The organism is Paenibacillus castaneae (assembly GCF_002884445.1).
GTDB classification, from domain to species: domain Bacteria; phylum Bacillota; class Bacilli; order Paenibacillales; family Paenibacillaceae; genus Pristimantibacillus; species Pristimantibacillus castaneae.
The window spans coordinates 1895116-1910445 of record NZ_KZ614144.1 but is presented as its reverse complement, the minus strand read 5'-3'; the positions used below and the strand labels follow the sequence as shown (position 1 = coordinate 1910445).

12 protein-coding genes are annotated in these 15330 nt (G+C 47.3%); 1 reads left to right on the top strand and 11 read right to left on the bottom strand.

Translation table 11 applies throughout. From position 1 onward, the window contains the following. Positions 1-50: 50 nt before the first annotated feature. Genes CEF13_RS08205 through lpdA form a run of 3 tightly spaced genes read right to left on the bottom strand, consistent with a single transcriptional unit; the run spans position 51 to position 3243 of the window. Complete coding sequence (locus CEF13_RS08205; protein WP_102710236.1) at positions 51-1223, bottom strand: ABC transporter permease; 1173 nt, start codon at positions 1221-1223, stop codon at positions 51-53. After that, the gene (locus CEF13_RS08200) at positions 1207-1839 is read right to left on the bottom strand and encodes a biotin/lipoyl-containing protein (protein WP_102710235.1); all 633 of its coding nucleotides are present in this window, start codon (positions 1837-1839) and stop codon (positions 1207-1209) included. The genes CEF13_RS08205 and CEF13_RS08200 overlap by 17 nt, the downstream gene beginning before the upstream one ends. A 27-nt stretch (positions 1840-1866) precedes the next feature. Next, a complete protein-coding gene (gene lpdA / locus CEF13_RS08195; RefSeq protein WP_102710234.1) occupies positions 1867-3243 on the bottom strand; it encodes a dihydrolipoyl dehydrogenase in 1377 nt (458 codons plus the stop codon). Positions 3244-3438: 195 nt separating this feature from the next. Between lpdA and CEF13_RS08190 the strand changes: the two genes are divergently transcribed. Continuing rightward, positions 3439-4005, top strand: a complete 567-nt coding sequence (locus CEF13_RS08190) for a TetR/AcrR family transcriptional regulator (protein WP_102716276.1) — start codon at positions 3439-3441, stop codon at positions 4003-4005. A gap of 298 nt (positions 4006-4303) precedes the next feature. On the opposite strand, the gene CEF13_RS08185 is transcribed toward CEF13_RS08190, so the two are convergent. The 8 genes from CEF13_RS08185 to CEF13_RS08150 form a co-directional block, all read right to left on the bottom strand. Further along, positions 4304-4933: a DUF4652 domain-containing protein gene (locus tag CEF13_RS08185; protein ID WP_102710233.1), complete on the bottom strand. Its 630-nt coding sequence runs from the start codon at positions 4931-4933 to the stop codon at positions 4304-4306. Between the two features lie 127 nt (positions 4934-5060). Beyond that, positions 5061-5843, bottom strand: a complete 783-nt coding sequence (locus tag CEF13_RS08180; protein ID WP_102710232.1) for a helix-turn-helix transcriptional regulator — start codon at positions 5841-5843, stop codon at positions 5061-5063. A gap of 297 nt (positions 5844-6140) precedes the next feature. Continuing rightward, complete coding sequence (locus tag CEF13_RS08175; protein WP_102710231.1) at positions 6141-8333, bottom strand: hypothetical protein; 2193 nt, start codon at positions 8331-8333, stop codon at positions 6141-6143. Positions 8334-8361: 28 nt separating this feature from the next. Continuing rightward, positions 8362-9903: a carboxylesterase/lipase family protein gene (locus CEF13_RS08170; RefSeq protein WP_102710230.1), complete on the bottom strand. Its 1542-nt coding sequence runs from the start codon at positions 9901-9903 to the stop codon at positions 8362-8364. 35 nt (positions 9904-9938) lie between these two features. Then, positions 9939-11555: an alpha-L-arabinofuranosidase C-terminal domain-containing protein gene (locus tag CEF13_RS08165; RefSeq protein ID WP_102710229.1), complete on the bottom strand. Its 1617-nt coding sequence runs from the start codon at positions 11553-11555 to the stop codon at positions 9939-9941. A 39-nt stretch (positions 11556-11594) separates the two neighbouring features. Then, positions 11595-12515, bottom strand: a complete 921-nt coding sequence (locus CEF13_RS08160; RefSeq protein ID WP_102710228.1) for a carbohydrate ABC transporter permease — start codon at positions 12513-12515, stop codon at positions 11595-11597. Between the two features lie 36 nt (positions 12516-12551). Further along, positions 12552-13511: an ABC transporter permease gene (locus CEF13_RS08155; protein ID WP_102710227.1), complete on the bottom strand. Its 960-nt coding sequence runs from the start codon at positions 13509-13511 to the stop codon at positions 12552-12554. 131 nt (positions 13512-13642) lie between these two features. Further along, positions 13643-15319: a type 2 periplasmic-binding domain-containing protein gene (locus tag CEF13_RS08150; RefSeq protein ID WP_102710226.1), complete on the bottom strand. Its 1677-nt coding sequence runs from the start codon at positions 15317-15319 to the stop codon at positions 13643-13645. Between the last annotated feature and the right edge of the window lie 11 nt (positions 15320-15330).

Here is a 15330-nt window from a genome sequence, read left to right as displayed (position 1 = left end):
GGAGCTCCTTAGAATTCGCTTCTTAATCTAATCTTTAACTCAATCCATATTTAACTGCTGCCCGGCACAACGTCCGGATTCACAAGCGGTTTCCAGCTGGGATAAGCTTTCCCAGCTTCCCTTAGTACCAGTAATCCAATTAATAAGGACACAATGCCAATAATGATCAGCAGTGCCCCGAGCTCCTGACTGTAAGCTGTCAGCGCTCCATCCCGAAAAGCCATCCCGCGTATGAGGCGGTTAAGCCAGTTCATAGGTAATACCCATGCAAAAATTTGAAAGGGCTCTGGAAACGCAAGCGGAGTCAGTTGAATTCCAGTAGCAAGAAACGACGGATACAATACGAAATTGGTTCGTAAATTGACTTTGGACAGATCTTTGGCGGAATAACCGATCAACAGGCCCATGAGTGACAAAGCAAAGGCATAAACAAGCAGTGGAATGATAAAAAGATAAGGCTCCGCTTCAAACCGCATTCCCCCCACCTGCTTTAATAATCCATAGCATAGGAGCAGCGAAAGGGAGGTCAAGACAGCGTAAGGCACACTACGAATCCAAAGCTGCAAAGGCGACTTTCCATTTACAAAGAGCTTCCCTTCCTGTCGCAGACGAGGTGCAATTGAGCCTGCTGCGCTTGTTGTAATCATCAAAACTACAATATTCACAAATCCAAGCACCATAAAGCCGACATAACTTGTGGTCGGATTAAACAGCATCCGCTGCTGAAGGGATAACGGAGAAACAAGCCCTTTAGCTATTTCGGCATCCATCCCATTGTGGGCCAAACGGGTCATAGAAAGGGTCATATTTTCTGTTAGAATAATTTCCTGAATCGCGGTTCGGATGCCGGTTAGCCCTGAGGGCATCGTGTTGTCCATCAAGATGCCAATATTTGTTGATAGCCCCTGCTGCTGACGCAGCTCTAACTGCTTCGGCAGCATGATAACCGCTACAGCCTGCTCATTTGCCAGCAATATTTCTGGGCTTAGGCGGCTGGCGTACACATTTGTAACGTTCATATTTGGGGAAGCATTGATTTTCGAGATCAGCTGCCTTGAATATGAGCTGTGATCCTCATCAATGACAACAACAGGCGATTCGCTAATTTGGTTGTGCGAAAACATTAGTCCAAAAAATATGGCCGCGATAACCGGACCGATAAAGACCAAACGAAAATACTTACTGCTCGATACATACTTCCACTCATCAATCAGTGAGTTCATCAAGCTTCACCTCCGCTGTCATACCTGGAAGCAAATCAGCATTCGAATCCATAGCTATTCGGACAAGAAACATACTAAGATCTGCTTGCCCTTTTTCACGTGTCATTCGCAAGCTTGCAAATTGAGGGGCGGCTGAGATCGAAGTAACCAGACCAGTCACCTGTGTTGGGTGATTCAAATATGGAAAATGAACACCAATGCTTTGATTAACCTCAAGCTTTTGAATTTCACTTTCCTGTATGTAGAGGTCAGTATAATAGTTGTTTTTTTGCAGAACCGCCATCGGCGCTCCTTGCTGTACTAGATCCCCCGGTTTTACAACAATCCTGTTGATCAATCCATCATGCGGCGAGAGTACATTCCATTCTCCTTCTTCAGCTGACTTAACTTTGAATAGCACATCTCCTTGTTTCATAGAATCGCCTACAGCCCCACCGACTTCTACAATCGACCCTGGACTTTTCTGATAAAAAATTGTCGTTTGCTCCGCCTCAAGCACACCTTGCTTCCTGCTCTCGGCTTGACTGACAGCATCCTTTCCTTTAACAACAAGAAGCGAACCTCCAACGATCAGTGCAATCGCAATCCCAATATAAAAACCTGCTTTTATTTTCATTCTTCAATCTCTCCCATTCTCTACTTTTCATTTCAGTTTTCTGACCCCGTTTTCGGCTGCCTCCATAATTACTTCTCCTAGTGTGGGATGGGGGTGAATCGTCATAGCCAGGTCCTCCACGGTTGCTCCCATCTCGATAGCAAGTGCAAGCTCCGATACGAGTGTTGATGCCTCCACTCCAACGATTTGTGCACCAATCACGATTCCTGAGGCCGGGTCCGCCACGATTTTGACAAAGCCTTCGATTTCCCTTAATGCCAACGCTCTTCCGTTAATCGCGAAGGAAGCTTTGCCAATAACAATCGGGATAGATTTTGCCTTTGCTTCCGTTTCACTTAAGCCAACTCTGGCGAGCTCTGGGTGAGAAAAGACGACGAGTGGAATAGCTTTATAATCAACCACCGAAGATTGGCCTGCAATCGCTTCTGCCGCAATCTTCGCTTCATAGGAAGCCTTATGAGCGAGTGCCGGACCAGCCGTAATATCTCCAATTGCGAAAATATGGGGGATAGCCGTTCTGCATTGTTCATCCGTCTCGATTAGTCCCCTGCTCGTCACTGGCAAGCCTATGCGCTCCAGTCCTAACTTGCCATCTGTATTTGGTTTTCTGCCAATAGTGACTAACGCATATTCCGCTGTAACATGATGCTGCTCCTGATTTATTAAATAATGCAGTGTAACTGTATCAGCATTCTGCACCACTTTCTCAGCTGTCGCCCCAGTAATAATGTGAATACCATCGGCTTCCAACTGCCGGACCACAGGGAGCGCAAGGTCTGTCTCGAATCCCGGCAGCACTTGTTCTCCTCCCTCCAGAATCGTTACCTTTGTTCCAAATTTGGCATACATTTGCCCCAGCTCGATACCAATATATCCACCGCCAATAACGATTAGGCTGGTCGGAACCTCAGGGAGCGACAGCGCTTCTGTGGAAGACAAAATACGCCCTCCAACTGGAAATGCTTGCAGCTCAATCGGACGAGATCCTGTTGCCAGTATGGCGTTCTTAAAAGAAATCGTTTGCTCCTGTCCAGTTTGTTTGATAATTGCAGTATGTTCATCTATTAAACTAGCCTCCCCTTCCAGAATGCTCACGCCAGCAGTCTTTAATAAATAACTAACTCCGCCTGCCTGCTTCTTCACAATTCCCTGCTTGAAATCCTGAGCAATTTTAAAAGACGCTGCCGCATCTGCATTATTGAACGGTCTAAGCAAATCATAGCGATGCGATTCTGCAATTAATGCTTTGGATGGAATGCAGCCAACATGCGTGCAGACTCCGCCCAGCTGACTGCGTTCGACAATCGCCGTCTTCATGCCTAGCTGTGAAGAAAACAGCGCCGCCACATAACCTCCCGGGCCTGATCCAATGACTAACGTTTCTACGGATTCAAGCTTACTCATATTCGGATACCTCCTGTTGATTTCATCTTAAAATATGATGATCATAATATATTATAACCATCATATTTTAAACCCGTCAACAGCCTTGTTTATTCTTTTTTGAGCTAACATTTACTAGATTGCTAAATTGACACGATATATTATGACGATTATAATATTTTGAAGGTAGAATTATGAAGCTGTGGAGTGATTACAATACCGTATCCCAAAGGCCATAAGACGAAAGTGCGGAATAAGATCGTTGAAAGTGCTGCTCAGGCTTTTCGCACCAAAGGTATCCTCGATGTTAGTGTACCGTTCATTATGAAGGGGGCAGGTTTGACTCATGGGGGCTTTTATGCACACTTTGACAACAAAGAACAGCTGGTCGCCGAAGCCTGCCGGTATGCCATAAGTGATACTATTACAATTCTGCAGAACGCCGCTGATCAAGAGAAGCAGAACCCTAAAATCAATAGTGTCATTGATTATTATTTAAGTCCGTATCACCGTGACAAAACGGAGATGGGCTGTATTCTTCCTGCCCTTTCTGGCGAAATATCACGTGCTTCAGAAGAGGTTCGGCAAGTATTCACCAATGAGCTCGAGCGGATGATTGCTTTCCTCTCCAATCTAGCGGAAATTGACTCTTCCAAAGGCAGCGCACTATTAAGTACTATGGTCGGCTCTCTTGTTCTTGCACGGTCAGTTAATGATCCTGAACTGAGCGGCAGCCTTCTCTCGGCAGGCAAGCAGTATGCCAAAGAGCTAGTTAACTCCTAGTCTTGTCCAAGCGCTTTAAGCCGTTCAAGTCCATAATATATATGGTATGATCCATAATTTCCAGCCACCAAACACAAAGAAACACGTCAATTAATGGCGTGTTTTTTCGTGTTTCCCTTCTTTATTCGGTATATTCAAGCCGCTTAATAGGCTTCTTAGCCTTACCTATTATTATATTATCTTCCTTACATAAAAAAGAATTAGAACTGTTCCATTCTCAACTTATATAGAAGTTATTTACTATACCTCTGTCCCCTACCATCGAAGCATTAGGTTTTCTCACCCATATAATAACTGTTCATTCTATAGCAAGCAGGTCGTCGATGCTATAAGAATACGGTTCTTTCGTAAAATCGGATGAATCATCATTATATGTGGCCATGTTGAACTCTATATGATTTGCATGAATGGCTAAATCCTGAATATCTTGGTTTTCATCGGTTTTCAGAATCGATTTGGATATATTGGATGATTGATCGTAAACATAAAGCTCGCGATTGGAGGACACCGTTCCTACTTTATTGCCAACCAATACGAGAAGATGGTCATTGTCAGCCCAAAGCAGCTTCTTCACAGAGCAATCGGCTCCGAACGCTTCCTTCATTATCAATTTAAGTTTCTCACCGCTACTAAAAATATACATCCAAACATCGCCAGCCATTTCAAATTCGAAAGGTGCGATGTATGCCATTTTCGCCTGATCTGGCGAAACTTCGGGGCGTGATGGGTAATCGTCCACGTCGCTTAGTATTTCAGAATTCTTGCCTTTCTTTAGCACTATAGAGGTTGGTTCATTTTCCGGGTATAAGACATTTCCCCCCAATATCAGACCTTGTGTAGAATCGCCTGATGGAGCTTTTGAGGAACAGCTGGTTAAGAAAATACCCAACAAAACAAACATGATAATAAAATGAGCACGATTCGCCATCTCCACCATCCTTTAAATGCTTTCATATTGATGAAACCGATAGTCTTATGAATATGCAGGTGACGGGAGGCAGCTCACGCCACCTGCATTTAATCTACAACACTTCATTCATATAGTAGCTTAATAGTTATATAGGCAACGCATCAACCTTATGTTTGCTTTGATATTGTTTTGGGGTAATTCCTGCCACTTGTTTAAATTGTCTGTGGAAGTGTTCTACATTTTGATAGCCGCATTTGGAAGCAATTTCTGCAATGCTTTGGTTACTGTGAAGCAAATACTCTTTTGCCAACCGAATTCGGCAGTAGATAACTTCATCCATACAGGAGATCCCGAAGGTTTTTTTGTAGATGATATGAAGGTAACCTGGACTGATGAGAAGATAGTCTGCCATCTTCGAAACCGACCAATAATCGTTGGGATGATTGTGAATGGCGGAGCGGAGCCGCAATAGATTGTAGGATTGAGGTGTGATTCCACTTTGAGAATTATGGGACTCTAACAGCTTATTGAACAGCGTGCGAAGCAACCCGTCGATGGATGAAGTTTTGTAAGCACGATTGTAGTGATGTTCGATAACTAGCAGTTCCATTAGCTTGTGACAATAATCCGGGTCGTGCAAGGGCATCGGGTACCCATGGGGCAGCGGTGATTCCGTAATATAGGGTTCGCTCGACTCGAATCGAAGCCAATCATTGATAAAAATATCGTTGCAGGCTTGATAATAGACCTTCTGTTGTGGACGGTATAGAATGGCGCTGTGAGCGGGATATTCTTTGAGTTCACCATGGACCCAGAATTGTGCCGGAGTCTTGGTAATGACGAGAAGCCAGTGATAACCCACAGGAACGTCAATTACAAAATTACTTGCGTGTGAAATATTGCATTCAGCGAAGTGAATATGTATCATCAATACCACCCCCTACAATAATGTCCATATTATACCATAAAAATAAGGGTCTTATAGTCCCCTTGGGTGCAATATGAACTCTGGTTGACGCAGGATATGGTGGTGAAGAAAACTACATAAAAATTGCTCAAGAAGACGGCAATCGGCTAAAAATCAGAAATAGCGATGCAGGGATAAATGCCCCGCATCGCCATTTCTAAAACTTCTTCTGTTTGTTTCATAAGAGAGCTTTTTAAGTGATTATGCCTATTGTCAATGCCGCAGAGACAGCCTTAATTGCAGCAAACATCCCCTCCCTCATTCAAAAACAGCATAAATACGGTTGCGCTCGGCCCTCTCCTGCGGACTGAGCCTCTGGGCTGCTTCAATCTCGTAGCAGCCAAAAGTATCATACAGCCTGGAGGACGGATCAACCTCCACATAAGTGCACCAAGGCAGCCAGTGATAGTGGCTCTGAAGGGTCTGGCTCGTAAAATTGCCGCTCTCGTGTCCCAATCCGGGCATAATGTAACCGACGCTGCCGTCTACGTCATTGGACTGGCGGGTATTCTTGTGAATAAATTCGGCAAAGTCAAGATAATGCTCATCCCCAGTAATGATATACAGTCTGTAATAAGTATAAGAGCAGGCCGCCATATACACATCGGCTCCTCCGCCGATGGTGATGATGCTCTGTCCGCTGATCGAATACTGATTGAACGGATGCTTCGGCCAGGGGGTACGGACCGGAAATGTCCAGGCATAGGTCCATGTCTCGGTATAATCGGCGGCACCGACCGCTCCTTCCAGCCATTTCTCCCCGCCGGTTAAATCATAAAGGGCAAGAAATCCGAATATCGCGTAGATGCCGGCCTCCTTATCTTGGATGTCCGTATTGTCGCATGTTCCGCCCCGGTATTCTAAATTGAGGTAATTATGGACGAAGGACCATTCTCCTGCTGAAATTGCGGCATTCTTATATCTCTCGTCGCCTGTTACCAGATAAAACTGCACCAAGAAACGAATCACGCTGGGGGTATTGGACTTCGAATTCATACGAATAGAGCCATCGGTGTTATAAGCGCGGCAGAAGCTTCCGTCATCGTTTTGAATGCTTATCAGCCAGTCGGCGGTTCTTCTGCAGAAGGCCAGCCAGGACGGCCGTTCATCACCCTTGTTCCTCATATAGAGGTATGCGTCCAGGATTGCCTCAATTCCGTCCGCGAGCATCCGAATGTAGTGCGGATACGGCTCGAAGCCTTGAATGTTGGGGTTATAGCACATCTGCGGAAGTCCGGATTCGGTCATGGCTGTCCGAGTCCAGAAATCGATGATGTTCACGCCTTTTTCATAGGACTCCGGAATGTTCTCCTTGTCTCCGTAACGCAGCAGTTGATAACCGATGCCGGGCTGCTGCCCTACGAAGCCGAACTGGAAGGAAACGCAAGAGATATCCATATCCGGAAGCTGGCAGGCAAAAGGCAGCCCATAGGAATCTCCGTACTTTCGAGTGTACCGGGTTAGCAGCTTCATGCAGTTGTGAAAGTGCTGCTCATTGTCTACCTCAAATAATTTGTCGCGCATCCGGTTGTACGTTTTACGCCATGTGTCCTTCATCATCAATTGAAAGCTGGCGTAATGTTGAAACTGGATGGCAATCGAATAATGCTGTTCGAACCCTTCCTCCACCGGATGATTGATACGCTGAAACGTTTTAGATTTCTGCTGATAATCGAGACCGGTGAAGACCATATTTCTTCTGGGCATCTGACCATCGCAAGCCGGATACACATAATCTATGGACAAGCCGTCGACCTGGGTCTCGAACTCCTTGCGTACTGCATAACCGTAATACATATAGTTCAATGTCCTGCACTCCGGCTTGCTCATGCCGAGCGCTCCGATCGTACACCTGGGATCTGTGTGATTCTCGGACCGGAGAATGTCGGTGGACTGCATGGTAACGTCCGCTGCCCAGCGCGACAAAGAGGCTGTTTCGCCTGAAGAAATATTCTGCATCGCGAACAGCGGCAAGGCCATGCCGGTCTCCATTCGCCAATAATATTCACAGTCCAGATCCTTGCCCATCAGGTAATCTGGAGCAAATTCGTTCTGCTTGTACCAGACGCCAGGAGCAAAACAGTTATAATCACGCGTATCGTCCGATTCCGCCATAACGAAGGAAACCTTGGTAGAAAAACCAAGGTCGTCCCCCGCCTTCAGCACCTTAACGCTGCGGCTTACTTTGAAGCCTTCGGCTGCCGTCTCATAGCGGTCCGCAAAGGAAAAAGATGAGCCTGAGGGCACGGTCAATATTCCCTCAGCAAGGATCTGATTGCCTTCCGTGGTGATTTTGCTGTAGGCTTGATCATAAAACTCACTAACAGCAAAAACGGTCTTCACAGTAACAAACATCGGGCGCCTATTGAAGTAAAGAAGCTTACCTTTCTTTTTAACCTCTATGCCGCCATGATCAAATACAAGTGAACAATCCCTACTGGTCAGCTTCAACGTATTCCCCCCCCCTGCTAGAAATTGGTTATTTCAGGATCACCGTTGCCTTGTTGTTCTTGAAATATTGCCGGACCAGGAACCTCATGATATCGCTCGGCTGTTCTCTGGAAAATGCGGCTCTATCCGCGAAGAACATACCGTAAGGCGCTTCTGGCGTATAGGGCTCCCAGTAAGGCATATCCTCCCCAGTCGAGTCTTTGCCGTTCGGATCTCCGCTGCGAATGAAGTTTGCCCAGTAATTGCACATCTGACGGGCTAGATCATAATGCTTGCCGACGAACGGCCTCCAACACTTGGCCAATGTCTCAAAGAAAAACCAAAGATCCACCGAGTGGAAGGCTCCCGGGTTATCCCAGCCCGGTATCTCCGCATCAAAGTTGTAGTAATAGAGCGGAAGATTGGTGCCTATATTGGCATTCGCCTGTGAGGCAATCCGGATCGCATATTCTATGCCGCTCACAGAGGCTTTTTGAACCGCATCTTCCAAACTTCCCGACTCAGCTCCGCACAACTCCAGGAATTCATCTGCAGCTTCGCCGAACATCTCGACGGCCATGCTCTTGAGCTCATCGATCGAGCTGATATTCGGTGTGCTGAAGAACTCGGACGAGGTATGCCCAAGGAGCACCGGAACCTGCCAACGCTTGTTTTGCACGAAGAGGTCGAATGTATTCCCTACACAGAACGATTGATCAACCACAGTCCCCCAGAAGCCCTTGTACTCTACAGCCTTGTCTCGGAGGTAGACTGCATCCAGGCTTCGAGCCTCCTCCAGGGAGGAGATGCCAAGGTATTCTAAGAAAGCAATACCGTCCTGCTCAGCTTCGGCCAGATTGCTCCGAAGCCGGGGCATCCGGTTTCCCGGATACAGGTTCGTGAAGATGCCGCTCTGAATAATGGCTCTCTGGAAGAGGCCCTCATTCTGAGGAGACACGAGTTGGGTGAGAACACTGCCGCCGCCCGCAGACTGCCCGCCAATCGTAATGTTATCCGGGTCTCCTCCAAATGCCTCGATATTGCGCTTAACCCATTGTGTAGCAGCCTGCTGGTCTAGATTTCCGAAATTCGCAGGGGCATCCGGCGATTCTGCCGTAATCTCGGGATGACTGAGAAATCCGAATACGTTCAGTCGGTAATTGATCGTGACGACCACGATTCCCCTCCGGGCAATGCGCTCGCCGTCGAACTCCATTTCAGCCGTATGTCCGACCTGCAGTCCACCACCGAAATACCATACATAGACAGGCAGCTTCTCATCGGTTCGTTTGGCAGGGGTCCACACATTCAGATAGAGACAATCCTCGTCCATAGCGATATCCGGTTCCACGGCCCACTCACGAGTATAGATGTTATTCTCATCAATCTCTTGTCTGACCTGCATCGAGATCGGCGCGAATTCATAGGCTTTGAGAACGCCGTCCCAGTACTCTGCTGGCTGCGGTGCACGCCAGCGATTTTTCCCTACTGGCGGAGCGGCGAACGGTATTCCCTTGAAGCTGGTAATCCGGGGGTCTGCTGCGGGAAGCCCCTGGACCATTCCGTTTTCTACTTCTACAATTCTCAGCATTTTACTGCTATCTCCCTTCGATTCTTATTATCTGATCACTCGCCTAACGTATTTTTTGAAAGGCGGATGACGTTCCATGACAGTTTTTTGGCTACAGCCTTCACCTTGCCGTTATCCATGTGGGTATTGGCATTGACCGAAGGCTTAATCGCATCCGGATTTTCAAATGAATTTCGCATGTCCAGACGGTCCGTATACATCTCGATATGCTCGGCAAGCTTGTAGCCCTCGAAGGCTCGGACATCGAGACTGATCTCAATGTCTTCGTCAATTGCGCGGTTGATCATAAAAACGCAAAGCTCTTCCTTATCCTCAAGTATGACGGCTGCCGCTTCGATGGCCTGCACATTTTCATAGGCATGGCACTGAGCAGAGCCTGTCAAGGCAAACTGCTCTGTGTTGAAAGTAGGGCCGTCGACAATAGGCAGGAGCGATATGCCACCTCGGGTCAGCTTGTTCAAATGAGCGTAAGGGTAATAAGCCGCATTCTTCCACACATTTGTGCCGTCGAATGTTAGAGCGTTGCGAATCCCTCCAGTCATGCACCCGATCTTAATCCGATCGGCATGACGGAGAAAAGTCATGAGCACAGAAGACATGGCCAGCGCATGAAGCATTTGATTCGTTCCGAAGTCCCGATCGACATAATTCTCCGGATCGTATCTCTTGAATGTATTCTCTCTAGGCGCAAACTGGGAGAAACTTTTGGTAACGTCCTGCCAGCCTCTGCGTCCGAAGATAACCTCTTTGGGCTTGCCAAAACTCGCTCCGAATTCGTCGAAAGAGATATACATTTTCTTGGGAGTACGCAGCTTAGACTGCAAATAATCGCAAACCGCAACCGTCGTACGGATATAATCCTCAAATACAGAGGAAATGTTCAGAAAGTTGGCAATATCGCCTTCCGGAGCAGTGTGATAATGGTGAATAGAAACATAATCGACCGATTCGTAGCACTGCTCCAGCGCAGCCATCTCCCATTCCGGAAAATGCCTATTATGATCGGACGTTCCCGCGAAGACGGTCTCGGCCTTGTTGTCAATCCATTTGACAATCTTAGATATTTCATGAGTACGAATACCGAAGCCGACAGGATCCTTCTCCCAGGAGCCGATTTGCCAGTGACCATCCATCTCATTGCCCAAATACCAGGTCTTGATGGGATAAGGCTCGGACCGCCCATGTTTCCTGCGAAGATCCGACCAATATGTGCCTCCTTCAACACGTGAGTACTCTACCAGATGTGCGGCGCTCTTCATATCCTCCGTGCCAAGATTGATGGTATACATCGGATCGGCTTGAATCCGCATCGCCCATTGCAGATACTCGTCATGTCCGACCGTATTAGGCTCGATCTGGAACCAGGCTAGGTCCACCTGCGCCTTACGCTCCTCTTGAGGGCCAATTGAATTTTTCCAGTCCCAGCCCGATACCCAATTGCCTCCAGGAAATCGCAGGGCCGGAAGATCGAATTCCTTGACTGCGTCAATGATATCCCGGCGGAATCCCATGTCGTCGGCTGTCGGGTGCTTGGGATTATAGATTCCTCCGTACACCCAACTTCCAATTGGCTCCAGGAAAGCTCCGAATAGACGTTTATCTACTTGTCCTATCCGATAATCCGGGTGGACGGCAACGTTTGCTTTCTTCATCCGACAAGCTCCCTCTCTCTTAATTTGTTAAGACGTTCGTCAGGCCTTGATGGCCCCTACGAGCATCCCCTTGACAAAATGCTTCTGCAGCAGCGGGAACACGCACATAATTGGAAGCATGGATACGATAACCGCCGACATCTTCATTCCTTCCGAGAACTGTTTGTCCGTCTGCACATTGGATACATTCATCTGCTGGCTGATCTGAGAATCGATGACAATCGATCTCAGGGCAAGCTGCAGAACGGTGAGGTCGCCCTTGCGGATGAAGATCATCGCATTAAACCATTCATTCCAGCGGTCCACCGCATAGAACAGCGTCATCGTTGCGATGATCGGCATGGACAGCGGCAGAATGATTTTGGCCAGAATACGCCATTCGCCAGCCCCGTCGAGCTTCGCTGACTCCATCAGAGAGATCGGAATTGTCGTAAAATTATTCATCATGATGATGAGATAGAAGGAATTAATGCCGTAACACAGCACGATAGACCAAATCGTATTAATAAGCGACAATTCTTTCATGAGCAGGTACATCGGGATGATACCGCCTGAAAACAGCATCGTGATCACAACGAAATAAATAAAAAATTTCTTGAAAGGAAAATTGGGACGGCTAAGCCCGTACGCCATGCTGGTCGTCAGGAACATATTGAGCGGGAGGCCTAATACAAGGAGCAGCAATGTTGTGCGATAGCCGGTCCAAATCCGCCCGTCTTCGAACAGGGATTTGTAGTTTTCGAGCGTAAACGAATGGGGAAACAACAGAATCGTTGATTTCATATATTCCTGTTGTGTCACAAATGTGACGGCGATCACATTGAGAAACGGAAGGATGATCGCGACGGCAAAGCCCGTAAGAAGAACCACCAAAATCACATCAAGCATTTCAATTCTATTGTTTAATTTACTCTTGCCCGGCCTCTGAACCGGTTGCGCCTCAAATCTAATCTCTGCCATAGTTCACTTTCCTTTCTCACTGTGAGGCATCCGTTTTTAACTCCGCGCTTTCTTCTTCATCGATGGGAAGAGTCCTTCCGCCCCCATCCACTTACATACGCGGTCTGCAAACAACAGCAGCGCAAAATTAATAACCGATCTGAATAAGCTGACCGTACTGGAGAAGGAAAAATCCGCAGCGGATTGGAAGGTAATGCGATAGATATAGATATCCAAAATCTCGCCCGCCTTGGCGGTTGCCGCATTGCTGATGTTAAAGATCTGATCGAAGCCCGCATTCATCAGATTGCCTACCGTCAGAATCAGCATGACGACGATTGTACTCTGGATACCGGGAAGCGTAATATATCTCATGATCTGAAAGCGGGTCGCGCCGTCGAGCTGTGCGGATTCGTACTGCTCCGTATCAATCCCTGTGATTGCTGCCAGATAAATAATCATGGTCCATCCGGCCGACTTCCAGTTATCCGTGATATATAACAACGGCCGAAAAATCTGAGTATTTCCAAGGAAATTAACTGGATCCCCGCCCAGCAACTGGATAACTCCGTTCACGAAGCCTTGCATGTCGAGCGAATTAATGAGCACGCTGGAAACGATAATCCAGGACAAAAAGTGAGGAAACGTATAGACGGTTTGGATCGCCTTTTTGTACCTGTTCATGCGAATTTCATTTAAAAGCAAGGCCAATAGAATGGGAAAAGGAAACTGAAAAAGTATACGCCCAAGGTTGATCCACAGCGTTCTCCAGACAGATTCCAAAAATGCCGGATCCCTGAACACATAAGTGAAATTCTCGAAACCGACCCATGGACTGCCGAATATGCCTAGATTGGCTTTGTAGGTCTTGAACGCAAGAGACAATCCATACATGGGAACGTAGGCGAAGATGACATACCATATAACACCGGGAAGTATAAGGAAATAAATTTCCTTGGACTTCAGAACACGACTAATTAAGGATGAATTATTCTTTTTCAATAGCGTATTTTCCATATTTAGCCCCTTCTGAAATTTATGTTTTTCAACTCTATGGTGCGACGCAGCAGAATACAAGCAGCCGGGCAAATCCTATTCGATTTGCCACAGCTGCCGGAAGGGATTCGTTCAGTTGAAATCTCGGAAAGTTAGCTGCCTAGTTTGGAATTCAGCTCGTCGAGAACCGGCTGTATAATGGACTTCTTCGAATTCACCCAGTTGTTCCAATTAGTCTCGATATCTCCCGATTGCGTCACGATGTTAGCGTATTCGGTGTAATAATCCATCTGAGCTCTTCTAAAGTTCGGGGAGTCGAAGGAGAACAGGTCCCAATTCACTTTGGCAAAGGATTCAGGCGTCGCAACCTTTGTTCTCTCCGTATACAGCTGCTTGGATAGATCTCGCAGACGTTTATCGGAGTTCGGATTGTCGAAAGCAAAGTCATCGAACAGGATCGTGCTGCCAAGAAGATAGCCCATGGACGGATACTTGCCGGAAGTCCCTCCGAGCGGCTTGCCTTCCTTGGCTTGATCATAAAGCGATTTCACAGTAGTTCCGTCGCTTTCATAGGTCCAGTCAACATCCTTGATACCCATATTGAGAATTGTGTTGCCCGCTAATGTAGCGTTGTAATCAAGAATATCCATATAGCGTTCGAATACGTCATCCTTGATATTCGGGCTGAAGATGATTGCTCCCCAGTAGTTGATCAGGTCATACTGATGATAATTGCCATCATCTCCAAGGACAGTCGCCATTTGAAGATTCTCATACGGATCAAGTCCCGTATTGGATTGAAAATCATCGTAGAACTGCTGAAGCGCTGAAGTCGGAGCCTGGAAGAACGTAGCGCCCGCAATGCCTTTGACATTAAAGTAAGAGCCATGCTCTTCGTTCTTTACCGTATAGAAATCTTGACTGAGCAGCCCGGATCGGTAGGCTTCGGAGAAGAGCTTGAGACCTTTCAGCGTATCCTCGGATGCTCCGCCCCATTTGTACTTGCCGTCCGTGTCCATATAGAACCTGTTAAAATGAGTGCTGTTCCTGGCGACGAACAGGTCCACGGCATGAGTCGTATTCTCAGCAATCGGAATCAGCTTGTTCCCAGCCTTGCCGGGATCCTGATCCTTGACCTTCTGGGCGAATTCCATCACCTCAGACGTCGTATAGGTGGTCTTGATTGGGAAGCCGACAGCTTCGGCCCAATCCTTGCGCAGGAACAAGGACGGGTGGTTCGGCAGCGGATCGCCAGGCAGGTTGTTCATAAACCGTGCTCTGGGGATGAAGTAGGTGCCGCCAAAGGTGTGTTCCATTTGAGGTCCAATGGACGTTTTGTCGAAGACAGCCGCTACATTGGGCCACCGAGTCTTCCAATTATCCGGAAACTTCTTAATCATTCCCTGATCGACAAAGGCAGCAGCGTCCGCATGGTTGTAATTGTATACAGCCACATCAGGCATATCACCCGAGTTGATCCAGATCCGGAGTCGCTCGCTCCAGTTGTCCCAGTTCAGTGACGCTACATCCATCTCATAGTTAAATTTATCGGAGAAATACTGAGCCAGAGCATCGCCCTTGTTATAGTCGAACCCTTCGATTCCCTGCACGGAAGCATAGGAAAACTTGACCTTTTTGGAGAGATCGCTCTGAGGCTTCCAGTCGCTGTCGCCCTCGCTGCTCTGCGGGTTGGGTGTAGCACTGCTCTGGCTGCTAGGCGCCGTGCTAGGAGGAGCGCTTTCATTGTTAGAGTTGCTGCATGCTGCGATAACCAACATCAACATTGCCGTAATCAATACTAGACTTACAGACTTGGCCAATTTGTTCACGCTTAGAGACA